Annotated in this window: 24 protein-coding genes and 1 pseudogene; 5 read left to right on the top strand and 20 right to left on the bottom strand. The window is 67.7% G+C overall.

The features are described 5' to 3' along the window. Window positions 1-147 precede the first annotated feature (147 nt). Both ACFYM6_RS35050 and ACFYM6_RS35045 read right to left on the bottom strand, forming a co-directional pair. Window positions 148-1,722, bottom strand: a complete 1,575-nt coding sequence (locus ACFYM6_RS35050) for a fibronectin type III domain-containing protein (RefSeq protein WP_387281769.1) — start codon at window positions 1,720-1,722, stop codon at window positions 148-150. Between the two features lie 126 nt (window positions 1,723-1,848). Continuing rightward, window positions 1,849-3,060 (bottom strand): HupE/UreJ family protein, encoded by a 1,212-nt coding sequence (locus tag ACFYM6_RS35045; protein WP_387281768.1) that lies wholly within the window; start codon window positions 3,058-3,060, stop codon window positions 1,849-1,851. Window positions 3,061-3,232: 172 nt separating this feature from the next. Between ACFYM6_RS35045 and ACFYM6_RS35040 the strand changes: the two genes are divergently transcribed. Beyond that, complete coding sequence (locus tag ACFYM6_RS35040; protein ID WP_387281767.1) at window positions 3,233-3,907, top strand: hypothetical protein; 675 nt, start codon at window positions 3,233-3,235, stop codon at window positions 3,905-3,907. A 433-nt stretch (window positions 3,908-4,340) separates the two neighbouring features. Here ACFYM6_RS35040 and ACFYM6_RS35035 read toward each other — a convergent pair whose 3' ends face one another. Then, a complete protein-coding gene (locus ACFYM6_RS35035) occupies window positions 4,341-5,498 on the bottom strand; it encodes a S1 family peptidase (RefSeq protein WP_387281766.1) in 1,158 nt (385 codons plus the stop codon). 476 nt (window positions 5,499-5,974) lie between these two features. On the opposite strand from ACFYM6_RS35035, the gene ACFYM6_RS35030 reads away from it, so the two are divergent. Further along, the gene (locus ACFYM6_RS35030) at window positions 5,975-6,700 is read left to right on the top strand and encodes a hypothetical protein (RefSeq protein WP_387281765.1); all 726 of its coding nucleotides are present in this window, start codon (window positions 5,975-5,977) and stop codon (window positions 6,698-6,700) included. A gap of 86 nt (window positions 6,701-6,786) precedes the next feature. On the opposite strand, the gene ACFYM6_RS35025 is transcribed toward ACFYM6_RS35030, so the two are convergent. The 10 genes and pseudogenes from ACFYM6_RS35025 to ACFYM6_RS34980 form a co-directional block, all read right to left on the bottom strand. After that, window positions 6,787-7,170, bottom strand: coding sequence for a GIY-YIG nuclease family protein (locus ACFYM6_RS35025; protein WP_387281763.1), 384 nt, complete (start codon window positions 7,168-7,170; stop codon window positions 6,787-6,789). 18 nt (window positions 7,171-7,188) lie between these two features. Further along, the gene (locus tag ACFYM6_RS35020; protein WP_387281762.1) at window positions 7,189-7,413 is read right to left on the bottom strand and encodes a hypothetical protein; all 225 of its coding nucleotides are present in this window, start codon (window positions 7,411-7,413) and stop codon (window positions 7,189-7,191) included. A gap of 42 nt (window positions 7,414-7,455) precedes the next feature. After that, window positions 7,456-8,241: an SDR family NAD(P)-dependent oxidoreductase gene (locus tag ACFYM6_RS35015; RefSeq protein ID WP_387281761.1), complete on the bottom strand. Its 786-nt coding sequence runs from the start codon at window positions 8,239-8,241 to the stop codon at window positions 7,456-7,458. 44 nt (window positions 8,242-8,285) lie between these two features. After that, on the bottom strand, window positions 8,286-8,975 hold the full coding sequence (locus ACFYM6_RS35010) for a GntR family transcriptional regulator (protein ID WP_387281760.1): 690 nt from the start codon (window positions 8,973-8,975) through the stop codon (window positions 8,286-8,288). Between the two features lie 69 nt (window positions 8,976-9,044). After that, window positions 9,045-9,824 carry an acetoacetate decarboxylase family protein gene (locus ACFYM6_RS35005; RefSeq protein WP_387281759.1) on the bottom strand — a complete coding sequence of 260 codons (780 nt, stop codon included), beginning with the start codon at window positions 9,822-9,824 and terminating at the stop codon, window positions 9,045-9,047. Between the two features lie 39 nt (window positions 9,825-9,863). Further along, window positions 9,864-10,613 (bottom strand): amino acid ABC transporter ATP-binding protein, encoded by a 750-nt coding sequence (locus tag ACFYM6_RS35000; RefSeq protein ID WP_387281758.1) that lies wholly within the window; start codon window positions 10,611-10,613, stop codon window positions 9,864-9,866. A 3-nt stretch (window positions 10,614-10,616) separates the two neighbouring features. Next, the gene (locus tag ACFYM6_RS34995) at window positions 10,617-11,714 is read right to left on the bottom strand and encodes an amino acid ABC transporter permease (protein WP_387281757.1); all 1,098 of its coding nucleotides are present in this window, start codon (window positions 11,712-11,714) and stop codon (window positions 10,617-10,619) included. Window positions 11,715-11,716: 2 nt separating this feature from the next. Continuing rightward, window positions 11,717-12,586, bottom strand: a complete 870-nt coding sequence (locus ACFYM6_RS34990) for an ABC transporter substrate-binding protein (RefSeq protein ID WP_387281756.1) — start codon at window positions 12,584-12,586, stop codon at window positions 11,717-11,719. Window positions 12,587-12,748: 162 nt separating this feature from the next. Continuing rightward, window positions 12,749-13,164 (bottom strand): annotated as a pseudogene (locus ACFYM6_RS34985) (aldehyde dehydrogenase family protein); the annotation flags it as partial. A gap of 503 nt (window positions 13,165-13,667) precedes the next feature. Next, window positions 13,668-14,063 (bottom strand): discoidin domain-containing protein, encoded by a 396-nt coding sequence (locus ACFYM6_RS34980; protein WP_387281755.1) that lies wholly within the window; start codon window positions 14,061-14,063, stop codon window positions 13,668-13,670. Window positions 14,064-14,298: 235 nt separating this feature from the next. On the opposite strand from ACFYM6_RS34980, the gene ACFYM6_RS34975 reads away from it, so the two are divergent. Further along, window positions 14,299-16,593, top strand: coding sequence for a TIM barrel protein (locus ACFYM6_RS34975; protein WP_387281754.1), 2,295 nt, complete (start codon window positions 14,299-14,301; stop codon window positions 16,591-16,593). 19 nt (window positions 16,594-16,612) lie between these two features. Here ACFYM6_RS34975 and ACFYM6_RS34970 read toward each other — a convergent pair whose 3' ends face one another. The 3 genes from ACFYM6_RS34970 to ACFYM6_RS34960 all read right to left on the bottom strand — a co-directional run bounded on the left by ACFYM6_RS34970 (window position 16,613) and on the right by ACFYM6_RS34960 (window position 17,916). Next, window positions 16,613-16,798, bottom strand: a complete 186-nt coding sequence (locus ACFYM6_RS34970) for a hypothetical protein (RefSeq protein ID WP_387281753.1) — start codon at window positions 16,796-16,798, stop codon at window positions 16,613-16,615. 283 nt (window positions 16,799-17,081) lie between these two features. Next, a complete protein-coding gene (locus ACFYM6_RS34965; protein WP_387281752.1) occupies window positions 17,082-17,585 on the bottom strand; it encodes a hypothetical protein in 504 nt (167 codons plus the stop codon). Window positions 17,586-17,748: 163 nt separating this feature from the next. Next, window positions 17,749-17,916, bottom strand: coding sequence for a hypothetical protein (locus ACFYM6_RS34960; protein WP_387281751.1), 168 nt, complete (start codon window positions 17,914-17,916; stop codon window positions 17,749-17,751). A gap of 298 nt (window positions 17,917-18,214) precedes the next feature. On the opposite strand from ACFYM6_RS34960, the gene ACFYM6_RS34955 reads away from it, so the two are divergent. Beyond that, window positions 18,215-20,194, top strand: a complete 1,980-nt coding sequence (locus ACFYM6_RS34955) for a zinc ribbon domain-containing protein (RefSeq protein WP_387281750.1) — start codon at window positions 18,215-18,217, stop codon at window positions 20,192-20,194. Here the strand turns inward: ACFYM6_RS34955 and ACFYM6_RS34950 are convergent. The 4 genes from ACFYM6_RS34950 to ACFYM6_RS34935 form a co-directional block, all read right to left on the bottom strand. Further along, the gene (locus ACFYM6_RS34950) at window positions 20,191-20,367 is read right to left on the bottom strand and encodes a hypothetical protein (RefSeq protein WP_387281749.1); all 177 of its coding nucleotides are present in this window, start codon (window positions 20,365-20,367) and stop codon (window positions 20,191-20,193) included. The two genes, ACFYM6_RS34955 and ACFYM6_RS34950, sit on opposite strands and share 4 nt — an antisense overlap. Window positions 20,368-20,379: 12 nt before the next feature. Further along, a complete protein-coding gene (locus ACFYM6_RS34945; protein WP_387281748.1) occupies window positions 20,380-20,703 on the bottom strand; it encodes a hypothetical protein in 324 nt (107 codons plus the stop codon). A 34-nt stretch (window positions 20,704-20,737) separates the two neighbouring features. Next, window positions 20,738-22,093, bottom strand: a complete 1,356-nt coding sequence (locus ACFYM6_RS34940) for a hypothetical protein (RefSeq protein ID WP_387281747.1) — start codon at window positions 22,091-22,093, stop codon at window positions 20,738-20,740. A gap of 152 nt (window positions 22,094-22,245) precedes the next feature. After that, entirely contained in the window at window positions 22,246-22,494 is a 249-nt protein-coding gene (locus tag ACFYM6_RS34935; protein ID WP_387281746.1) for a Clp protease N-terminal domain-containing protein, read from the bottom strand. A gap of 136 nt (window positions 22,495-22,630) precedes the next feature. Here ACFYM6_RS34935 and ACFYM6_RS34930 point away from each other — a divergent pair, with 136 nt between their 5' ends. After that, window positions 22,631-23,641: a hypothetical protein gene (locus ACFYM6_RS34930; protein ID WP_387281745.1), complete on the top strand. Its 1,011-nt coding sequence runs from the start codon at window positions 22,631-22,633 to the stop codon at window positions 23,639-23,641. Window positions 23,642-23,782: the final 141 nt, after the last annotated feature.

The following is a 23,782-nucleotide window of genomic DNA, read 5'->3' as shown; positions in this document are numbered from 1 at the left end:
GGGGGGGGGGGTGGGGGGGGGGGGTGGTGGGGGTGTGGGGGGGGTGGGTGTGGGGGGGGGGGGGGTCGGGGGGGGGGGGGGGGGGGAAAGGGGGGGGGGGGGGGGGCCCCCCCCGGCCCCCCCCCCCACCGGGTGGAGCGGACCGGATCAGCTCAGCGCGGTGAGCGTGGTCCCGGCGCCGCCCTCGGTCGTCTGCTCAACCCACGCGGACGGGGTCGTCCGGGCCACGTCGGCCCGCTTGTCCCAGCCCTTGCCGCGGTACGGGTGGATGACCACCTTGTCGACGGTGGATCCGACCGGCTGAGCGGGGCTGGTGCCGTTGTTCGGGCCGCACCACTTCACCTTGCCCAGTTCCACGGCGGCGTTGGGCCCGTCGCAGGTGCTGCTGCGGATGTTCTCGACGACGAGCTTGTTGTCGCGCACCTGGACCTTGACGTAGGTGCGGACGTGCTCCTGGTTCTCGACGGAGTTGGCCCAGTGGCTGTCGGGGTTCAGCGGGTCGGGACCGAAGTCCGAGCCCTGAACCGGGGCGGTGAGGTCGTAGTACTTCGAACCCGACGCGGAGTTCGCCGTCACGTAGATGACGCCCCCCGGGCCCTGGGCCACCTGCTCAGAGCCGGGCTGCTCGTCCGGGTGCGACTTGGCACCGTTCTTGAGCGCGTAGCTGCGGGAGTAGCTGTGGTCGTGACCCTGCAGGACCAGGTCGACGCCGAGCTTCGAGAAGGCGGTCGGGAAGTCCTGGCGGCGCTTCTTGTTGTCGCTGTCGTTCGCGTGGGCGGCCGGAGAGTAGATCGCGTGGTGGTAGACGAGCACGGTGTACTTGGCGTTGGCGCCGTGCGCCTTGACCACGTCGGTGACGTAGCCGATGTGCGCCTCGTCCGAGCCGTTGGCGTACGCGTTGCTGTTGAGGTCGATGAACAGGACGTCCTTGTAGATGTACCAGTAGTCACCGCCGGACCGGGTCGTCGCGCTGCCGTTGTAGAACGGCGTGGAACGGTCGGTGTTCGGGGTCCAGAAGTGCTGCTCGTAGGCCTTGCCGCCGACATCGTGGTTGCCGATGGTGGCGGCCCACGGGTACTCGCGCAGCTTGTCGGGCGCGAGGAAGGCGTTCCACTGCGTCTCGGTGTTGGCGGTCTCGACCTGGTCACCACCGGAGACCAGCAGCTCGGCGTTCGGGTTGGCGGCGAGGGCGACGTTGAGGGTGTCCTGCCACCCCTCACCGTCCTTTGCCACGTTGCCGGACGAGCCGATCTGCGGGTCGCCGAAGAACAGGAAGTCGAAGTCGCCCTTGAAGGCCTGGGTCTTGAAGGAGTACGTCGGGGACCAGCCGCCCGCCGCGCCGATGCGGTAGGAGTACGTGGTGTTCTCCTGCAGGCTGTCGATCGTGGCGTGGCCGTTGTAGCCGCCGTTGACGCTGTTGGCGGCGACGCTGGCCGAGAAGGTGACGGCGTTCGCGGGGAACTCGCCGTTGACGAGCTGGGAAGCCGGCGCGACCTCGACCGTCTGCGGGGTGCCGGTCGAGGAGTACCACGACACAACGCGCTGCGATTCGCTGGCGCCTACGCCGAGGACGATGCCGGTGGGCGCCGCGACATCGGCAGCGTGGGCCGCCGTCGCCAGGCCGGCGCCGAACACCGTGGCGACGCCGAGGACCGCTGCGCTGGCGCCCCCGGCCACCCGGCGGCGCGCAACCCTGCGGCCCTGTGTCCAATCGAGCCTCATCAGATTCCATCCGTTCTGATACGAGGGATAATGGAAAAACCTTGGTCAACGTCGCGGAAACCGGTGTCCAGCAGGTGAACCCGGGGCAGGCGGACTGTGGCGCCTGCCGGAAGTTGTCCTGGGCAATCAGATTCCGACGACTCGCTGCAAGAACCACACCAGGCCCATTACGGACACTCCCGCCGCGACGGCCCCGGTCGTCCACACCCCTGCGGCCGGGCTGTGGCGGCGCAGCAGGGCGAGCAGCGGGAAGACGACCACGATGATCGTCAGCTGGACGACCTCGATGCCCACGTTGAAGACGAGCAGCGACCACAGCAGCGTCCACGAGAAGGCCTGGTCGATCCCGAGTGCCGCGGCGAAGCCGAGTCCGTGCACGAGGCCGAAGCAGAACACCACCGCGAGCCGGGCCCAGCCCGCACGGTCCAGACTGAGGTGGCTGTGACCGGTCGTCTCGAGATCTGCGGCGTGCGACCGGCGTCGCCAGATCCGCCACAGATGCCAACCGGCGACGGCCGCGATCGAGAGGGCGATGGCGGGCTCGACGAACGACGCGGGCAGCTGAACGAGGCCGAGGGCGGCGAGGATGAAGGTCACCGAGTGGGCCAGCGTGAAGGTCGTCGCCGCCAGCACGATCTCACGCAGGCGGCGGGACCCCACGATGAGCGCCAGCAGGAACAGGATGTGGTCGAGCCCGGTGAGCAGGTGCTCGGCTCCGAGCCGGAAGAACTCCCAGAACCGCTCGGTCCAGGACTGTTGCGTGGAGAACGACCGATGCTCGGCGTCGAGGGCGGTGCTTCCCGACTTCAGGTCGAGGTCGTAGGTGACGATCGTCTTGGTGTCGCGCACATAGCTCTCGGAGTCCGGGAACAGCCCGCTGCGGACCTCGTGCGCTCCCGCTGACTCCGGGCACCGGTAGTCCAGAACCAGCAGCGCGTACGGGACAGCCTCGCGTTTCTCGACGGTGAAGTCGCCGTCGCGGACCGGGGTGCACGCCGTGCCCTCGGTCGTGACGCCGAAACGCTCGGTCACGTACGCGACCACCGTGTCGGCGTGGGCGTCGAGCGCGGCGGCCTGCTCCGCCGCATCTCCGTCCTCGAACGCCGCGGTGCCCGCCCGGAAGAGCTGATCATCCTTCTCGTAGTCGGCAGCGGAGACGACGAGCAGGTCGTACTCCAGCCCGAGTTCGGCGCGGACGTGCCCGGTCTCGGGCGAGGTGAGGTCGACGTACGCGGTCGAGCTGAAGCCGTGGGCAAGGGCGGGCGCGGCACTGAGCAGGACGCTGACGGCTAGGGCTGCAACGACGACACCAGCGCGCCATCGAGCGGCGTGGGGCATGTGACTCCTCTTCGGTTGGCGACCGAAATCTGCTCGGCTCAGATGAACGAACGGCAGCCTGCGCGCAAACCAGCGACGAAACCCGCCCGACCGGGCTGGCCTGCGCATTCGCAAACGGCGGACCATGGGGTAGGAAGTAGGCGCACCTACCGCCACCTCGAGGACGGTCTCCATGCGCTCCCGCCCTCTGCCCGCCGGCACGCTGGCCGCGGCAGTAGCGACCGCCGTACTGATCACCGGATGCAGCTCCGGCGACGACTGGTCCCGGCCGCACCCGAAGCCCACCGCCGTCGGCACTCTCGGCCCGGGGTTCTTCGACCCGGCCGCACCGCCCGCCCCGGAGGCGACGATCACGCCACGGCCCGGCTCCTGGGACGGGGTCCGTCCGTCGAAGGGCTACCGGGTGGTGCTGCTCACCGCAGGGGAAGACCCCCAGACCAGGACGCTGGTGAACGCCGTGACGCAGTGGGCCGAGGACGAGCAGGCCAGCCTCAAAACCATCAAGGCCACTGAGCCCGATCAGTTCATTCCGCAGATCAGCAAAGCACTCGACCTGGCACCCGACCTCATCATCAGCGCCGGCAACGACCTTGTCGACCCGATGGCCCTCGTCACACCCCACCACCTCGACCAACAGTTCCTCGTGGTCGGCGCCGAACTGGCCGAACCCACCGCGAACGTCACCGCCGCCGACTGGACGGGTGCGTCGTTCCGCGGCGAAGGACTCGGCATGTCCTCAACGTACGACCCCACCACCTTCACCCCCGAGCGCGCCGACCGCGCCGTCCGGGCCGGCGTCGCGGCCGTACTCAACCGCCTGACCGGCATCGTCATCTGGCTGGACTAGACGCCACGAGCTGCCAGCCCCTGGCTTGATCGTCAACCCGTGGTGGCTGGCCGCTGACTCTTCCGGCCGCGACGCGTAGCCGCAGCGGGTGGCCGAACGGGCACCAGAGCGCGACCTCGTATGCCACGATGCCGCCGCCTCAGAGACAGAGTTGCCCGCGACCCGTCGGGTCGCGGGCGACTCAGCCGGTGGCGACCGGCCCTGCGGCCGGCTATTTGCCACAGCTGCTCTGCCGGGCTGGCACCGGTCGCCGTGAGCAGTTCCACCGTGGTGGTGGCGATGATCGTCTCCAAATCGACGGCGGCGGGGCTTCGGCGAGTTGTGCTGGAAGGACGACGCTCATCGGCGGCGGATTGAGAGGAACCGGCTGCCGGGGCAGGGATGCCCGACAGCCGGTTCCACAGAGCGGTCGTGTCCCGGAACCCCAACGGGGTCAGTAGACGTGCAGACCGCGAGCGTTGAGGACCTCTTGGACCGGCTGGTGGTAGGCCCGCTTGTCACTGACGTTGGTGTTGCACGGGTCGTCGCCGGTGTTGCTGCCGGAGTGGATGCCGAGTGCGACGCTGCCGTGATAGACCGGGCCGCCGCTGTCCCCGCCCTTGCCGCAGAGGCTCGTCTTGATCATGCCGTAGAGGGTCTCTCCGGACGAGTAGGTCACGGTCGTGCTGGTCAGCAGCACCTGGCCGACCAGGTCCTTGCTGGTGGCACCGACGCGAGACACCGACTCGCCGTCGTACGGGTAGCGGGAGCTGGCGATGTCCTGGGCACCGTTGTCGACGTTGCCGTACGCGGTGACGTAGTCGGGCGTGTAGTCGATGTCGGCCCAGTCGTTGCCCGGCCAGCTGACGGCGACCCGGTTGCCGAGGTAGAGGCCGCTCGCCGTGTCGTACCAGTTCTGGGTGCCCTCGGCGCAGTGTCCGGCGGTGAGGAAGTGCCGGTTCCCGCTGGAGGTTGCCACGTTGAAACCGATCGAGCAGTACAGGCTGCTGTAGGTGTTGCGGATCGAGTCTCCGCCGGACATGTAGATCTCGTCCTTGGTGATCTTTCCGGAGATCCGCTCGACCCGGACCGCGCCGCCGAACTTGTCCGTGGCGCCCTTCAGTCTGGCGGTGTTGGCGGGGTTGACCGTGCTGTCCAGCTCCACCGAGACCTGGTTGGTGGACGGGTCCACACCCCACGAGGTGCCGGGGATGCCGGCGAGCTTGTCGAGTGCGGTGTGGACCGACTCCAGCGTGGCGGTGCTGTAGGTGACCAGTTCCGCCTCGCCGCCCGCCGCTCGGACGCTCTGCGCGGCCGCCTGGTCGGTCACGGCCACGACCAGCTGCCCGCTGTCATTGAGGTAGACGCCGCCGGTGCGGGCCTTCCCCAGCGAGCCGACCAGCGCCTGCGCCTTCTGGCCCTTGTTGCTGAGGGCGGCCGCCGCGTCCGGCAGGTCAGCCGCTGCGGTGGGAGCCGCCTGGGCGGCAGCCGGAACGAGCAGAGCAGCGACCAACAGTCCAGCCGCCCCGGCCGCGGCGATGGCGCGGCCAGACGGCGTACGTCGGTCGGTGGTCGCCGCGTGCGAGCCTGCCTTCAGCGAACTTCGGATCACGTTCACTCCATCGGGTAGCGGGGACGCGCCGAAGCGATGCCGGCACGTAGGTGACTTGCACGGTTGCACGGCGTGACGATGACCGTCTACAGAGGAATTGATGTCCCCGACTGGCAGCCCCGGCTGACACCACCCTGATTGACCTGCGCCGATGGGCCCCATCGTCGCCGATAGATGGCCGGATCGCATCGGTCTCATTCCATGCGCTGTTCATGATCTCTTCACCCGGTCTCCCACTGTCCGGGACACTCGTCCTCGGTCGCCCAGCGTCGCGTCGTGGTCGTCCTTGACGACGGCAGCGGCCGACGTCGACGAGCGGTCACGGACAGGATCGAACCTGACGACCGCCGTCCCGTCCGACCCGAAAGGTGACTCATTTTCCGATTCGACCATCGCCCAGAATCGCCGACCTTACGATCGCCGAAGCGCCCGCACTGCCGGAGCGTGATCGAGCCGTCTAACAGACAGGAGGGGACATGGCATCGACCCGAGCACTTCGGATGCTGGTGGTCTCGGCGGCTGTCGGCGGCTTGATCGCCATCGCCGCGGCCGCACCGGCCATGGCCATGGCCCCATCGGATCCCGGCACGGCCCTGGCTGGCGGCACCACACCCGCTGCGCCGGAAGAGCCACGTCCCCCGCTACTCCCGGCAGACTTTCAGGGAACGGGCCGGTACATCGTTCGCGATCTCGGCATCGATGTTCCGTTCACCTGGCAGGGAAGCGACGGCGACAGTCAGATGATCGCCGGGGGCCCGGAGTATCCGATCTGGTTCACAAACCTGATCTACCACAACACGCTCTACACGCTCACCTACAAGTGGCCGGGCATTCCGCCGACCCCGCCGCAGCCCTGCCACCAGGTGGGGTTCTTCAACCGCCAGATACTCAACGACACGCTGAAGACGGCGCGCTTCATGGGACCGGAGATTCTGCAAGGGGACGACGATCGGCACGTCGATCATTGGCGGGTTGGTGTGGTTGCGGGCTTTACCCAGCCGGGAGCAGTTCCCCGGATCCCGCTCGCGCTCGGTGATGTCTACGTCGACCAGAGGGATCCGAGCCGCTGGTGGCAGGTGCTGCAGTTCGGCATTCAAAACCTCTACGATCCAGCGCTGGATGAGTGGTTCACGATGAACACGTTCAGGCACCGGCCAGGGCAGGTGACGCTTCCCGACAGGTGTCCGCCGCCAACGGCCTGACTCGCACCGGCCGTTAGGACTGCCGCCTCGTCAACTGTCACCAGAACGCCGGATCAGGGCCGGCGCCGACAGGAGCCGCCGCCTTCCTACCGGCGCGGCTTTGGCACCTGACGGTTGAAGCGGGGCCTGAGGGCCAGGACCAGGGCTTCCTTCGTACCCTCCGGGTTGTCGGTCTCCTGCCAACGGACCTCGCACCGGCCAAGCCAGTCGGCGATGTCCGCGGCGGACGCCTCGTGGCCGGGCTTGTCGAGGAGTTGGCCAACCTGCTCGTGCAGCACCGACGAGTCGCGGTTGCCGGTCAGGTGCTGCCGCAGGCGGTTGCGCAGGTTCCCGGTGTAGCCGACGTAGACGACCGTGCCGCCGTCGAGGACCACGTGCACGCCGGGCGCGCCGGGAGCGCCAGCTGCGGATTCCATCGTGTACGGCTGAGGAGGCGTGAAGTCGGCCAGAAGATCTTCGGCGTCGAGCATCCTCGGACGCTACCGGTGTCAGCCCTCCCCCGCAGTCCCGCACGATCCGGGGTGCCTGTCGCGTAGTCGGCAACGCCGGCCGCCATCGAGCCGACCGTCGCACCGGACTCGGCGGCGGAGGTGCTGGGCGTCCTCCTCGCTGGGGGTGGTCTCGCCGAAGTCGAGGGCGGTGACGTGGCCGAGGGAGTCGCGCAGCGCGGTGGGCAGGTCGGCGGCGGCGTCCGTGATTGCGGCATTGACCACGACCCGGATGAGGGGTGAGGCGGGTTCGGCCGAGGCGGCCATCTACATGGCGGCGACCCAACCACCGTCCACAGTGAGCGTGTGGCCCGTGACATACGCGGAGGCCTCCGAGGCGAGGAAAACCACGGCGCCCGCGAGGTCCGCCGGTTCGCCGACCCGTCCGAGGGGTATGTGCCTGGTCACCAGTTCATCCTCGACAGCCTTCGTGGGCAGGAGATCGGCGGTCATCTCGGTTCGCATGTAGCCCGGTGCGATGGAGTTCACGCGGATCCCGTACCTGCCCCACTCGTAGGCGAGGTTCTTCGTCAACTGCACAACGGCCGCCTTCGACGCGTCGTACACCGAAGACTTCTCACCGTCGACGACGAGACCTCCGATGGAAGAGAGGTTGATGATCCGGCCCCCGCCGCGTGGACGCATGGCCCGCGCGGCACGCTGGGCCACAAAGTACGTGCCGCGGAGGTTCACCGCCAGGGTCAGATCGAACTGATCCGTGGTCGCGTCCAGCGCGGTGTTGCGCAGCGATACGCCGGCATTGTTCACGACCACATCCGGGACAATGCGCCGCCGCTCAAGGTCGTCGAACGCGGCCTCGATGCTGTCGACCGAGGTGACGTCCAGCGACAGCGGAGTCGCCTGGAGGCCCTGATGTTCGAGGTAGGCGCACGCCTGTTCCGCGCGGTCGGTGGTCAGGTCCGTCGCGATGATCTCGGCGCCGGCCTGCCCGAGCGCAAGGGCCTGCGCGCGGCCGAGACCGCCGTGGGCGCCGGTGACCAGAGCTCGTGCGCCGTCCAGGGTGAATAGAGAGCTCAGGGGGGCCGATGTCACTGACAAGGTCCTTTCTGGCGGCCCGTGAACGGCTGGCGAGGCGGCTACAGGCCGTAGTTGGTGAGGATTTCGAAGACCTGCTGGGAGTCGTGGCGCACGTGCTCACGCATCTGCTCGGTCGCGGTGGCGACGTCCTCGGCGGCCACGGCTGCCGCCATGGAGCGATGGTCCACCCCGGTCCAGTCGGGGGTGGTGACCACCTTCGAGCAGAAGTACCACTGCCGCAGAGCCAGGTTGAAGTACACCCGGGCGGTCGCGACAAGGTATTCGTTGCGGCTCATCCGGTAGATGCTCTCGTGGAACGCGGCATCCAGGTCGATGCAGCGCTGCAGGTCGGTGGTCTGCGCCTGTTCCTCGGCGAGCGCGACGAGTTGTTCCTTCTCGGCTTTCGAGCCGCGGCTGCAGGCCAGCGTCGTGGCGAGGGATTCCAGTTCCAGTCTCAGTTCCATGACCGAGCGGGAGTCCTTGAGGGCGATCTCGGTGGCGTAGGTGCCGCTGCGCGGGTAGATGACGACCAGCTTTTCGAACTCCAGCCGCCGGATCGCCTCCCGTACCGGGGAAAGGCCGAGGCCGAGATCCGCCCGCAGTGCACTCTCGACGAGTTTGTCTCCGGGCATGATCTCGGCGCGGACGAGTCGGGAGCACAGTCGGGCGTAGGCCGATTCGCTCAGCAGGGCGTTACCCGTCTGGTCGACGCCGACGAGCGCGCCCTTTCCGGCATACTCCGACAACATGCTGCTCCTCCCCCACATTCTCCGCCGCGTGTGCGTAGCGGCCCCGTTTTCTGGCAAGCTACCGGACGGCTACGGCCGCTCGGCTTCCTCGACACCGGGCGGATTGCCGAGGAGGTCGTCGATCACCGTCGAGATCCCGTTCGCCACGGTGCAGGCGTAGTCCCCGACGGAGAATTCGCCGCCGAGAACCTCCACCACCTTCAGTTCGACGCCGTTGACCGAGAGCGTGTCGGTGAGTTCGGCGTTCGCGGGGCCGAAGCTCTTCCGGTTCAGGACGAAGTCGCTGGATGTGTCCCGGGAGATGATCTCGAAGACTCGGAAGCCTGGTCCGTTGGCCTCGGGCAGGGCGTGGACCTGAAGGTGCGGGTACGTGGACATGTCTGCCCAGGCCGCATTGTCGTACCCCTCCTGGGGAGTCATCGTGATGCCGAAGATCAGCTTGCCGGAGCGGTGGACGGTGCCGGAGACGGATTCGGCGGTGTCGGTCAGGGTGATGTCGGCGTACTGCTTGGGGTAGCCCCAGACCTCCCGACCGAAAGCGACGCTCCAGGGCTGGTCCTCGTACTCGAAGAAGTAGTTCACCCCGCGGTGGTTGCGGTAACGGACCGGGATGACGACACCCGAGTCGTAGAAGGCCCCCGGGGTGGCGTTGCCGAAGTCCGCGATCTGCACGACGAATCGGTCGTCGGCGAGTTCGAACGGAGTGGGCTCGAGAAGGGCCTCGAGGTTCGCCCGGTCGCCCCGGCAGTAGACGGAGAGGCTACGCAGATCCTTGCACCAGTAGGGCTGGTCGCCGCTCGGGTATCCGAGGTAGGTGAAGAACTGCTTGGTGTCGTACGTCTTGCTCATCAGGTGATGTCCTTGATCCGTTCTCAGAAAGGGGTGGCGCTAGTCCCGGCCGGCTTCGTGGATCTTCCGGAGGAACGACCGGAGCTCGGGAGCGGCGGGTGAGTCGAAGATCTGCTCGGGCGGGCCCTGCTCGAGGATCGTGCCCTGGTGCAGGAAGCAGACCTTCGAGGAGATCTCGCGGGCGAAGGGCATCTCGTGGGTCGTCATCATCATGGTGATGCCGTCGGAGGCGAGTTCCCGGACCAGGTTCAGGACCTCGATCACGAGCTCGGGATCGAGGGCCGAGGTGATCTCGTCCAGCAGCAGGGCCTGCGGACGCATGAGCATCGCCCGGGCGATGGCGACGCGTTGCTGCTGCCCGCCGGAGAGTTGGTCGGGGTAGGCGTCGGCCTTGTCCTTGAGGCCGACGCGTTCGAGCATGACCCGGGCGTTGCTTTCGGCCTCGGCCCTGGTCGCCACGCCGGCGCGGACCGGGGTGAGGGTGCAGTTGCGCAGCACGGTCATGTGCGGGAACAGGTTGTAGCTCTGGAAGACGATACCGACGCGACGGCGAAGGGCGACGAGGTCCACGCCCTCGCCGGATACGACGTCGCCGTTGAGGAGGATCTGCCCGCCCTGGATGTTCTCCAGCCCGTTGACGCAGCGCAGCAGTGTCGACTTTCCGGAGCCGGAGGCGCCGATCAGGGTCACCACCTCGTGTCGGTCGACGGTGAGGGCGACCTTGTCCAGCACGGTGAGGTCGCCGTACCGCTTGGTCACCGTGTCGAACTCGATGAACGCTCTCGACATGGCTCACACCCCTGTCTTCCTGGCGCCGCTGCGGGCGAGCAGGTAGTCGACGAACCGGGTCTGCGGGATGGTGATGAGGACGAAGACGATGCAGACGGCGGTCACCGCGGAGAGGTTGAAGTCGTTCGCCGAGTAGATCTTGGCCTGGCTGAACGCGTCGATGATGCCGACGACGATCACCAGCGCGGTGTCCTTCTGCAGGCCGATGAAGGTGCTGAGCATCGGTGCGGCGATGTTGCGGGCCATCTGCGGCAGGATGACGAATCGCATGACGTCTGTCTGAGTGAGCCCCATGGACAGGGCGGCTGAGCTCTGGCCCGGGTTGATCGACTCGATCCCGGCTCGGTACAGCTCCGCGTTGTAGGCGCTGTACGTCATGGCCAGCGCCACGATCGCGTAGACGATCAGGGAGCCGCCGCTGAGGAACGGCACCTCGGTGAGCGGGAGCCCGTAGCAGACGAGGTAGATCAGGACGACGGACGGAATGCCGCGGAACACGTCGATGTAGGCGATGGACAGGGCCCTGACCGGGCGGAAGCCCCGGCCGGGGAGCTGCCTGCCGATGGCGAGCACGAGCCCGAAGACCATGGCGAGGACCTGGGCGCCGAGCGCGATCTGCACGTTGATCCAGAGTGCGCGCAGGATGTCGTAGAAGCTCCGCGTCATGTACTCGCCGTTGAAGAAGGTCTTCTGCACCGCCCCGTCGTTGGTGAAGACCATCAGGGCGAGTACGGCCACGATGGCCACGCAGCCGCTGAGTCCGAGCGAGGTGATGGCGGCATTGCGGGAGCTGGCTGCCCCCGTGCGGGCCTCGACGTACCGGCGGGCGGTCCAGTCCTGCTGGGACTGGCGGCTACGTCGGTAGGCCAGCGACAGGGGCCAGCCGAGCGCGGCGATCGGAAGCACGGCGCCGAGTAGGAGCCGGGTGGCGGATCCGGTGACGAGGGTGGCGGTGAGCTGGTAGCAGAGCGTCGAGGCCAGTAGGGCGAGGATGGCTGCCGCGGTGAGGTAGGCGGTCGTTGGCAGTGGCCGGGCCGGCGTGAAGCTGGTGTCGGACGGTGTCGGCGGGGACTCACGTCCTTCGGGTGCCTGCACCTTCATGGTCAGGCACTCCAGTCGGCCAGCTTGTTAGGGTCGCCGCCGAGGATCGGGTTCAGCCACTTGTCCATGATGGCGGCGAGGGTGCCGTCCTTCTCCATGTCGGCGAGGATGTCGTTGACCACGGTGACGTTCTGCGAGCCCTTGGGGAACAGCGCCGCCACGTCGCCGCCGGCCGGGTACTGTCCGATGACTTCGAGCTTCCCGCCGGAGCTGGCCGCCCGGGGCATGACGGTGGCGGTGTCGTTGAGTGCGGCGTCGATCTGCCCGGCCAGGACCGCGTTGAAGAGGTCGTCGTTTGAGGAGAAGACCCGCACCTCCTTGGGCTTCAGGGTCTCCTTGACGTACTTGAGCTGGACAGAACCGGCCAGCACGCCGACGGTGGCGTTCTTGATGCTCTCCTTGGTCAGGTCCGAGCCGGTCTTGACGAGGACGCCGGTGCGGTAGGTGTTGTAGGGCGTGGAGAAGTCAACCGCCTTACGTCGCTCAGGGGTGTCGTAGATGTCCCAGACCGCGAAGTCGAAGTTCGAGGTCTTGGCGGTGACGAGGGCCTCGAAGGAGGCGTTCACGAGCTTGATCTTGCGCAGTCCGGCGCGGTTGGCGATCTCGGCGTCGAGGCAGTACATGTAGCCCCCGTCCACCGACTCGAGGGTGTTGCCCCGGTAGCCCGCCGGGTAGGGCAGGGAGGCGGCGACGGTGAGAGTTCCCTCGGTCATGGTCTTCATCGCGTGAACGGTGGGGTTCTTCGTCACCTCGCAGTCGCCGAACGGGGATGCCCCCGCGTTGGCGGACGAGTTGTCCGTGCCACATGCGGCGAGGGCGAGCATCCCGGTGATGGTTGCGGCGAGGCCGAGGGATCGGAGGGACCTGTTCATCTGACACCTCCGTGTCGATGGTCATTGGCTCAATCGGAAGCTATGAGTATGTCAGTGAAATGTTAGTGAAGTGTGAGTGAGGCTACACCCGGGGAGCAGGCCCGTACAGAGGGCCGAGGGTCGAATTTTGGCTGGTCGCGGGCGCTCGTGGCGGGCCCAGGATCAGCGAGGCCGCATGTGGGGGTAGCGGTGATCGCGGGGCGGGTCGAAGGTTTCCTTGATCGACCGGGGCGAAACCCAGCGGGTCAGGTTGGACGCGGCGCCCGCCTTTGTCGTTGGTGCCGGAGGCGCGGGACCCACCGAAACGGCTGCTGCCCGACGACCGCACCGGTCGGCTTGTCGTTGACGTAGAAGTTCCCCGCAGCGAACCGCAGCCGCTGGCTCGCCCACGCGATCGCCCTACGGTCACGGGCGACGACCGCTCCGGTCAGGCCGTACGGCGCGAAGGACTCCAACTGGCCGACAGCGTCCTCGAAGTTCCCGTCGTCGAAGACGTGCACGGCGAGGATCGGCCCGAAGTACTCGGTGCGAAACATCTCGTCGGTCGGATCGCTGCTCTCCACAACTCTTGACGCCACTTCGGTGGAGTGTTGATCAGGCGTCCGGTCGCTCGCAGTCCGTTCGTTCCCACCTGATCGCGGGCGAGAAACCTCCAGAAGCAGTTACTGCGCGGGAAAGTCATTTCAGCACGTGGACAGGTGCTCAGGTGGCTGCCGCCGCCGTAGGCAGAACAGCGCCCAGTAATCGCGTTCGGTGGCGGACGGCTCGCCTACCGCAGCCGTCAGGTACGCGCGATTGGGCGCCATTACCTGGTCAGGCCATGGGCTGTCGGCCAACGCCTCGAACCTCGCCCGCTTCTCCGGATCGGCGCGCATCTCCGGCCCACGAACATCGGGTGACACGCTCCTGGTCTGGATCTTGGCCATCGGTGCACTGCGGACAGCCGGCGTGATTCGAGGCCTCCCATGAATGGCCACGGTCAGGAGCCGAACCTCCGCGCCGCCTTGGCCGGCTGCCATTTCCCGTGCGCCCGGCCTGCCGCCCGCGCGTCAGGCCGGCCCGCCCTGGGCGCCGTAGACGCTCACTTCGGTGAGGTGGAACGTGCTGTTCGCCGCAGGACGACGACCCGGATGCAGCTCGCCTGTGCCTCGGTTTGCATGGTGTCGCCGGCGTCGGCCGGGCGCGGCCCGCTGCGGCCGCCGAGGATGAACCAGTGAACGCCGTCGACGCTGCCCTCGAGGCGGTAGGTGTAGTACCGCGTGTCGTCGACGTAGTTGCGCACGTTGACGCGGGACACGTCGCACGTGGCACCGAGGCCGACGCGCCACCAGGTGGGACCGAAGGTCAGCGGTCCACCCCAGTACGGCGAGTTCGAGCGGCTGCCGTCGTTCGCGGCCTCCGGCGGGCGACCGGTTTCCGACGACAGCGCAGTGACGGGCTTGCGGAGGCTCTGCAGGCCCCCGTGATGTGGATGCACCTCGTAGTCGGGGCTGTCCAGGTGGATCTCGCCGCCTGGCCGGGTGGCGGTGCCCAGGCGCAGTCAATGACTTCCTCGGGAGTGCCGGTGGGTTGACCGGTGGGGACATCTGGCGCACCAGGCCTGCTCACGCCCAGGCAGACCAGGTCGGCGGTCATCTAGACGGCCATGAGGTTCTGGGATACCTTGGGCCGGCCCCGGCACCGGAAAGCGCTTACCACGGAGGTAGGACGCGATGAAACGCCTCAGGAAAGTTCTCACCTACTTGGCCGCCGCAGGCTTGCTGTCCCTGACTGTTCCGGCCGCCGCTCAAGCCGAGCCGCTCGCCGAAACCGGCACGTTGACGCTGAGCGTCTCGGACGCTGGCGGAGGGTTGCAGGCCGCGATCGACGCGGCTGGCGTCGCCTACGCCGATGTTCATGGCCTGGTAATCAACGCCGGCACGCTGAACAGCACCGACAGCCGATTCATCAACCAAAGTCTCACGGGGCTCACCGATCTCACGCTCGGCGGGACGGCGGACTTCGTTGGCTCCCAAGTGCCGACGAGCGCGTTCAGCGGCAACACCTCGCTCAGGCATGTGAGGCTGGACAACACCACCGTGATCGGATCGAGGGCGTTCTACGATGTTGCAACGCTCGTCACCGTCGAGATGCCGAGTGTGACAACACTGAACGGGCTCGCGTTCAACAACGATGCGGCGCTAAAGAGCGCGTACCTGCCACAGTTGAGGTCGATCGACAACCGGGCCTTCTACAACGCTGTGTCGATGTCGTCGCTGACACTTGGCGAGGAACCGCCCGTACTTCTGGGTCAGGGGAACTGGTTCCTTTATGTGACCGGCTTGACCATCTACGTCCCGGTGGAATCGGCGCTCGAGGTCTATCGGAACCACATCTTCTTCCAGCAGTTCAGGATCAGGGTGATCGGTGATGACGGCACCGGCAATCCTGACGATCCCGCTCCGCCCAACACTCCGGAACTCTGCGCCCAGTATTGCGGTCGGATTGGCGGATCCGATAGCGTCAGGTACCGCGATCATGAATACTTCAGAGGCGACTACAAGGTCAGCCTCAACCTCTACAGCTTCAATGTCAACATCAACGCGTGGTTGAACAACCGACAAGACACACCGCAGCTCGACACGCTGACGGCGATTCGGTGGGCGGCCGAGGCAGGATTCGATGCGGTCGACGTCACGGCCTACTACATTCCTGGGTACAGCAACACCACGATGCCAACGTTGCCGGACGGTGAGATCAAGGCATTCGCCCGACAGATCCGGGACCTGACCAAGGAGTTGGGCATCGAGATCAGCGGCACTGGTTACCAGAACGACTTCGCCAACCCTAGCGCTGACAGGCGCGCGCTCGATGTCGAACGGGGCAAGTACTGGATCGACGTCGCGGCCGAGATGGGCGCTCCGGTCATCCGCGTTTTCTCTGGACCGGTGCCGACAGACATCAACCGGCTCGGGTGGGAGACCGTCACTCGAGAGCGCGTCGTCCCAGCACTGCGACAGCTGGCGGAGTACGGCGCTGCTAAGGGGGTCCAGATCGGTCTCCAGAACCATGGGGATATGACCGCGACGGCAGGCCAGACCATTCAACTCCTGAAGTGGGTCGACCACGACAACATTGGCATCGTGAATGACACCGGCTATTTCCGGCCGTTCCGCTACACAACCGGCCTAAATTATGACTGGTACGCCGACATTGCCGAGGTCCTTTCGTACTCAAACAACTTCCAGGTGAAGAAGCGGCCGGGGGGAGCTGAGACGGATACCACCATGGACCTGAACAAGCTGTTCACGGACGTCCGATACAGCGACTACCGCGGCTACATTCCCCTGGAGCTGCTGTGGGCCCGGGATGAGCCGGGATACCCGCGCGATCTTCCGGCACCCCCTTACGAGCAGGTCAGCGGGTTCCTCGATGCCGTGAAAGCCTCGTTGAAGCACACGAAGGATCAGAGCGAGATCTCGGGATTCACTGACCTGACGTACGTCGACGGCAGGTTGTCAGGAACGGCATATACGGATGTAGCCGACCCAGACGCCAAGATCCACCTGTACGCCCCTGACGGTGAGGTCATTAGAACCCTTAGCGCCACCCTCGTCGGAGATAAATCGCCGGAGGGAAGGTACCAGTACAAGTTCGATGGCATCATCGGGGACCGTGGACAAATCAGGGTGCTCGGGCCGGTAGGGCCGTCCATCATGGAGTCCGTGTATCGTTCGATCGAGATTACTCGAACTGACGATGGCAACGGCACAGCCGCCATCCACCAGATGCTGGACTTCTATGTGTCAGCAGCGGAGGTCCGTGGTCCGCTGGTGCCCCAACTGTCAAACACCCTGAACAGTGCGAGCCATCATCTGGCCAAGGGCTCGAAAGACCAAGCGGCCAAGCAACTGCGGAACTTCCTGCAACATCTTGACAATCCCGACATGGACAGCCACGTCACGGCGACGGCTAGGCATGACCTGAAGGGTGCCGCTCAAGCACGTATCGAGGCGTGGACGAAATAACCTTAGACGCGGTCCTTCCTCATGTCGCTCGATCCGCGGCACGGGGAAGGACCGCGATCCGGCTGTAGTCGCTCTGCACCACGCCTGGCGCGATCTGCTGGGTGTTCTGGTTGATCGGGGTCGCGGTGATCGGCGAGGTGGGGCTGAAGCCTCCCATTGGGGATGCCGACTGCGCATTGCCCACCAGCATGGCGGACGCCGCCACAACGGCCAGGATCGCCTGACTTCACTTCCGCAACAGCTTCATCGCCCTCTTTCACCCTTCGACCGGTTCCTTCACGACATGCCACGCCGGGAATTCGAGCATCGGGTGAACAATCCCGGGGATCAAGTTCAACCACGCGCGAAATAGGACCGACGACGACTGCCACGGATGCGGTCTTTGCCTCTTTTGGGCCGGGGATCCTCTTGCTGGAAATCATTCTCAGAAGGGATGGCAGCCGGCGCACTGCAGGTTGCGGCAGTCGCCGCGTGCGCCGGCTCGGTCGTCAACGCGAACGCTGGTCGGTTGACGGCTGGGCAGTCAGCCGAGGTTGTACATCCTCCGGCAGCTCAGCACCACACAGCACGCAGATGTAGTCGTCGTCGCGGACGAGGTTGTGTTCGCCGCAGTCGAGGCAGCTCCGGAAGACGACAGCGACGGTGAAGACTTCCGGACGGCCGATACCCGCCCGATCGAGGGCGTCCGCCACTGCCGCCCATGAGGTGGGATTGGGGCAGTAGCCGGTGGACTGGTTGCTCACCTCGGCCACGACCCAGCCGTCCCGCTCGTGGGCGAAGGCGATCTCCCCCGCGCCGAGAACCTCCCCACCGCCGGCGCAGGCGACGTGCTCGCTGCGCCTCGGTGCGAGACGCAACGTACCGCCAGTGTCGATGACGTACGTGAACGGCTCGTCACGGTCGCGCGGATCTGCTGCCGCCAGATAGGCGTCGAGATCGGCCGGTGATCGGACGGGCCAGCCCTCGGGCGCGTCGGCGACCGACGCCCGCACGTCCGCCGGGCCGACATAGCGGTATCGACGCCCCGCTCTTACCACGGCACCGACCCTACGCCCGTACGGCCGCCGTCGTGCACAACCGCGCCGGTCTGGCAGCCCAGACCTGACCCCCGGTTGATCCCAGCACCTCGCAGCTCGCGGTAGCGGTACCTCCGCGTCAGCCGGGTACGGTCACCCGCTGCACCGGGGTCGGCTTGCCGGCGCCCGGGAAGTGCACCTCGGTGTCGAAGGCGAGCACGCCGTAGTGTCCGCCGGAGGTGTATCCGGTGAATCGGATCGTGTAGGCGTCGCTGCCCGTTGTCGGGGTGACCGCGTGCGGCACCATCCGGCCGCAGGACGCGGTGTGCCCGGGCCCGTTCCCGCTCGGTGAGGTGGCGGTGAGGGAGTAGTCCTGTTCGCCGGCGTGGCTGACCCGGCAGGTGATGGTCAGGCTGACCGATTTGATTATTTATCGTCAGTGATCATAGATTGGTCTGTATGGAATGTCTTCGGCTTTCACAGGCCGCGGAGTGTGGTGTTTACCCTGTGATGCTTTGTGTTTGGGTTGGCTCGGGGTGGATGCCGGTGGCGTGGGTTGGCGGTGAGGGCCGGTTTTTGTGGATCGGTGTTGAGGCGTTGGGTCGGTGAGCGGGAAGCTGCGGCTGGCCGAGGGTGAGGCGGCCCGGACCGCGTGTGCCCGTGCTGTGCTGCGCGCGGGTGTGGACGAGGAGACCGGTGAGGTGCTGTCTCGGGCGGTGCTGGCGCAGCGGGTTGGTTGGTGTGCTGATCTGGTGGCGGGCATGGTGGCCGCGTTGATCGGCGCGCATTGGAACAGCGTGGATGTGCAGGTGTTGGCTTCCGGGGTGGATGCGGGTGGGCGGCGGTTGCCGTCGAATGCGTGGATGGCGCTGCGGCGGCTGGGCTGGACCGCGACCACGCCGGATGGTGTGAGGGTCAATGACCGGATCGTGCGGATGGTCCTGGAGCAGGCGGGGCGTGTTCTGCGTTCGGTGAAGTGGCGTGCCGAGGTGGCCGCCGGGGTCCTGTCGTCGTGGCCGGCCGATCCGCGTCAGCGCACGCCCGCGGAGTGGGATCAGGTTCGGGCCTCGATCCCCGGCGGGGAGCATCTGCCGTCCAGCGTTATCAAGGGCCGCACCCGGCAGGCCGCCGCGTTCGCCAAGGCCAATGGTCGTCTGCCGGTGGACGTGTTCGAACTCGAAGGCGTCCCGAGGATCGGGCGGATGTTGTTGCTGGCCGCGTGTGATCGGCAGCAGGCCATCATCGAGCGCAGCGATACCGACCCGGGCAGGGCGCTGCTGCGGCTGCAACTGCCCACCCGTCCGGATCCGCAGACGTATCGGGACTGGACGTGGGTGGCGTGCCGGATCACGTTGCCGCCTACGGTTCCTGCCGCGGCGGTGCTGCACCTGCCCACCCTCCGCGTCACCGACGGGACGGTGCGTGCCGACCTGGCATACACGCACCCGGTGCCGAAAGCCGCGCGGACCGGGCACACGGTGGCGGTCGGTGTGGACTGGGGCCTCAACACCCTCCTCAGCGCCGGAGCCCTGCGACTGGGAAAGGATGGCCGGATCACGGCGTTGGGGGCCGGTGGACAATTCCGGGCCCCCGGGGTCCTAGCCAAGCAGCACCGCCTGCGCCGCCACAGTGAGCGGCTGCATGCGAAGGCCGACCAGTACGCGCGGCTGCTCGGCGGCCGCCCCGACGAGCATGTGAGCGCGAAACACGAGGTGCTGGCCGGCGAGATCCGCCACGTGTCCGCCCGCCGCGCGAACTTGAACGATGCGCTCGCGTGGGCTGCCGCCCGCTGGACGGTCGACCAGGCGATCGCCGCCCGGGCGACGGTGATCTATCTGGAAGACCTGCGCTCGTTGGAAGCCAAGGGCATGGGGCACAGCCTGAACACGCGTCTGTCCCAGCAGGTCCGCGGAAAGATCAGCGACCGGATGCGGCACCTTGCCGCCGAGCACGGTATCGCCGTGGTCACCGTCCCCGCCCGCAACACCTCCAAGCACTGCCCGCAGTGCCTGACCCCGCTACAGCACCGTAAAGCCCCCGACAAGCCGACCGTGGCCGGATGGAAGTGGGCCATCTGCCCCGACCAGTCCTGCCGTTGGCAGGGCGACCGCGACCACGGAGCATGGCGGCGTATCGCCGCCCGCGGCCTCACCCATCAGGCCAAGACCGCCATCGACAAGACCAGCGGGCAGATGGCGATCCGCACGGTCGTGGACACCCTCGAGGCCAGCGCCGTCATCACCCCCAGCACCACCACCACAGGCAGCCGGAGGGACCGGTCCAAGACCGGCCCCACCCGGCACCGCACCTCACGCCCCGCGCCCAGGCGACGCAGGGCACCCTCCCCCACCCGACCTCACGGCCGGGCGGGCAAGCGTCCGGAGGGACACGCACCAACGGACCGGAAGCTGCCCCGCGCAGCCCACCGACACCAGGGCGTGAACACGATCAGCACACCCACCACCACCGGCCACCGGCCACGAGGAGCCGCACTGGGCGCAGGATTCCACCTGCACGCCCACGCGACCCCACCACGGTGGGAAACGATCCCGGAAACCCCATCCGACTCAGGATCACTAAGCTAATCAGAGACGCTGAGGGGCTCACGCGAGTCCGGGAGCCATCGGCCTCCGTCGAGGAAGAAGGGCTCGACGAAGACGTACGGGTTGAGGTAGTAGCCGCCGCTGTCGTTCTTGCGCAGCCGTTGGCTGCAGAAGCGGAAGTTTCCCTTCGTCTTGCCGCTGCGCGAGACGTACACCTGCTGGCCGGCCTAGAGGGTGCAGGTCTGCGACAGCAGGGTGTAGCCGCGGGGGAATTCCGGGGCCGGGGTGGCCTTGGCGGCCGGGGCCGGCGGCGGGGCGGCGGCCGAGCCGCCCGGGCTGTCGCCGGGCTGCGCGGTTTGGGTGTCGGGGAGGCACTCGTGGCCAGGTTGCTCGGCATGGGGGTCGCCACGGCCGCACTCGTCGTCGGCGCCCCGGTGGGCGCCGTCACCGCGACGGTGGGTGCCGGGGTGGCCCAGACGGTGCCGGCAGCACCGGGTCGGGCGCAGCCGGCAATACCGGTGGTGAGCAGCAGCAGCAGCGGTACGCCGCACCGGACGAGCGGACGGCGCCGCTGGGTCGGATTGTTCATCGCTGCAGCGTCGCGGTTGCGTAGCCGTCCGGGTAGAACTGGTAGTAGTCGTGGTACCGGACGGTGAAGGTGGTGGTACCGCGGGGCAGCGCGTAGGTGAGGGTGTACTTGCCGCTGGCGTCCAGCTTGCCGCGCCAGAACTCCCGCTCGGCCCCGCCGTTGGTCGACGCGGTGATCCACCAGTACTGGTCGTCGCCGATCGGCGAGCTCCAGGTCACGGTGAGCTGCGCGGTCTGCTTTTCCTTGCCGGTCCCGACCTGGGCGGTGACGTCCAGGTCGGTGACCGGTGGTGTCGGTGGGTGCGCCGGCCCGAAGGAGTGCAGCAGCTGAGTTTCCTGGTAGGGGTCGGTTGAGGTGACTGCCCAGGCTCGGGTGCCGGCCTGGTTGACCAGCAGCGTGCCCTCCCAGAGGCTGTCCCCGCTGCGGAAGTCGACGGCGTACGTCGGGACCGTGCTGCCCTTGCCGTAGAGGTAGACATCGGCGTCACCGGTGGCGGTCGGGGAGCGGCCGATGGCGACGGTGGATCCGTCCCCGGACCAGGCGGCGTCCTGCGGATAGACCCCGCTGGGATACACGGCGGCGTCGGCGAGGTCCGGCAGCCGGTACGAGTGGTGCTCGTACGGGTGGCCGACCGTCTCCACCACCTCGGTGCCGTCCGGGCTCACGGCGTAGTCGATGAGGTTGCTGCCGGTGTTGTCCCGCCGGGCGACGATCGTCGGGCTGGCGCCGGACACGTCGATGAGGTACGTGGTGACCGGCGAATAGTCGGTGTCGCCGGCGACGAGGAGCCCGGGCGCGCCGGGGCTGGCGTCGATGATCGGGTGGTAGTTGGGGCCGCCGGTGTAGACCACCGGCGGGGTGCCGGGCGCGGACCAGACCAGCAGGCCGCCGGAGCCGATGCCGGCATTGATGAACCCGCCGACGATCTTGCCGCCGGTCGGTTCGACGGTGTACACGCCGGCGCCGGTGGGTGCCGGGTAGCTGGCGGTCATGGTGAGCGTGGCGGCGTCCAACGCGATGATCCGGTTGAAGCCCTGGGCCGCGTACAGGATGCGCCCGTCGTCGCTGAGGACGAGGTCGGAGATGTCGGCGACGGCCGTGACCCGGTTCAGCAGCCGGCCGTCGAGGTCGGTCACCACCAGCGGCAGGCCGGCACCGACTCCCTGGGCGATGTAGAGGCGCCCGCGCGCCTCGTCAAGCTCGATGGCCCGCAGGTCGTTCACCGGCAGCTGCACGCCGACACTCTTCACCGGGGCCGTCTGGGCGGCGGCCGGCCCCGCGGACAGCAGCTCGCCGGCACTGAGCCCGATCGCCGCGGTTATCCCGGACGCCAGTAGCTGACGACGCCGCATGACACCTCCCCGTGTCGGTCGCCGCGGTACCGACGGCCAGGCGAGATCCTAGTACCGGGCTCGCTGCTGGCGCGGTACCTCATCGCCCGGCCCACTCTTGAGCTGGTCCCTGCCGTGCGCAGTGGACGGCATGCTCGCGGTTGTGACGCCGGTCAGGCGATCGCGGGCAGGCGACGCTGGGCGTCGGCACGTACCTTCTCCGGGTCGACGTCGATCAGACGCAGCAGCCGAGCTGCCGGGCCGGAGGGATCGGCCAGCAGCTCGAGGACCAGATGGGTCGTGCCGGCGTACGGGTCGCCGCGCCGGGAGGCGGCGAGGCTGGCGCCGCGTAGCGCGCTCAGCTCGCTGCGACCGTGGGCTGGCCCGGCGAACGGGCGAGGGAGGTTGGGAAGCCTCGGCACGGCCCGACGCCGCAGGCGCCGATATCGGCCCGGTGACTCCGCGATCCTCCGGTTTGTGCTCGACGCCGCGGGATGGGAACACAGCGAATGGTCCTGGGAGACGCAGCGGTTCGGTAACGGACGTATAGTTCGCGCCATGGCCGACCCCAGTCGCCCCTCCCCGCTAAGCTCACTCATCGGGGTCGATGTCGACGCGACGGCCGAGCGGGTCTATCGGGCGTTGGTCTCCGGCGGGCCGGCGCTCGGGCCGGATCTCGCCGGCCTGCTGGGGATCTCGGTCGAGGACATCGAAACGGCGATCGGTGCGTTGCGGCAGGTGGGCCTGGTTGACATGGCCGACGGCGGAAAAATCTCGGCGGTGCCGCCGTCGCTGGCGCTCGAGGGGATGGTCGCGCAGCGCGAGCAGCAGGTCAGGGCCGCCCGAACGGCACTCGACGAGCTCGCGGAGGAGTACCGGAGGGCGCGCGAGGTGCAGCTGTCGAACGGCATCGAGATCGTTCGGGGTCGCAGCGAGATCGGCAGCTGGCTCAATGGCCTGTTGCTGTCCGCCAAGGAGCAGATGCGGATGTTCGCGAAACCACCATTCGCGGTTTTCGGGATCTCCGAAACTGACACCGAACGCGAGGTCGCCGGCCGTGGTCTGCGGGAGCGGATCATCATCGAGCGGACCGTGCTGGATGAGCCCGCCGCGGAGAAGGACCTGTTCGCCTCCCTGGATCGGGGACAGGAGATCCGCATGGTGCAGTCGTTACCGGCGAAGCTGCTGATCGTCGACGATTCGATTGCGATCGTGCAGCTCGACGAGGGTGGGCACGCGCACTCGGAGGTCGCGGTGGTGCGCGCCGGGGGGCTGCTGGACTGTCTGGTGTTCAGCTTCGAGAGCCTGTGGCGGTCGGCCATGCAACTGCGGGAGGCCCTCGGCCGTAGGGTCGATCCGAACTTGGCATCGCCGAAGGATCTCGCCGACCCGGCGGACCGGGAGGTCCTGATGCTGTTGCTGGCCGGGTACACCGATGCTGCGGTCGCTGCCCGACTGGGGATCGGCCTGCGAACCATGCAGCGCAGGGTCCGCCGGCTGATGGATCTGGCCGGCGCCGATTCCCGGGTGTTGCTTGGCTGGCACGCGCGGGACCGGGGCTGGCTTTGAACGCCTTCGTCCCGGGGGGGCCCCCCCCGCGGGGGGGGGGGCGGGGGCGCCGGGGGGGGGGGGGGGGGTTGCCCCAAAGCCCCGGGGGGGGGCGGAAAACCCGAAGGGCCCCCCGGGGCAGGGGCGCCCCCCCCCCGCTAA

Origin of the sequence: Micromonospora sp. NPDC006431, assembly GCF_042870725.1 — a bacterium.
Classification (GTDB): domain Bacteria; phylum Actinomycetota; class Actinomycetes; order Mycobacteriales; family Micromonosporaceae; genus Micromonospora.
This window is presented reverse-complemented; position numbering and strand designations above follow the sequence as displayed.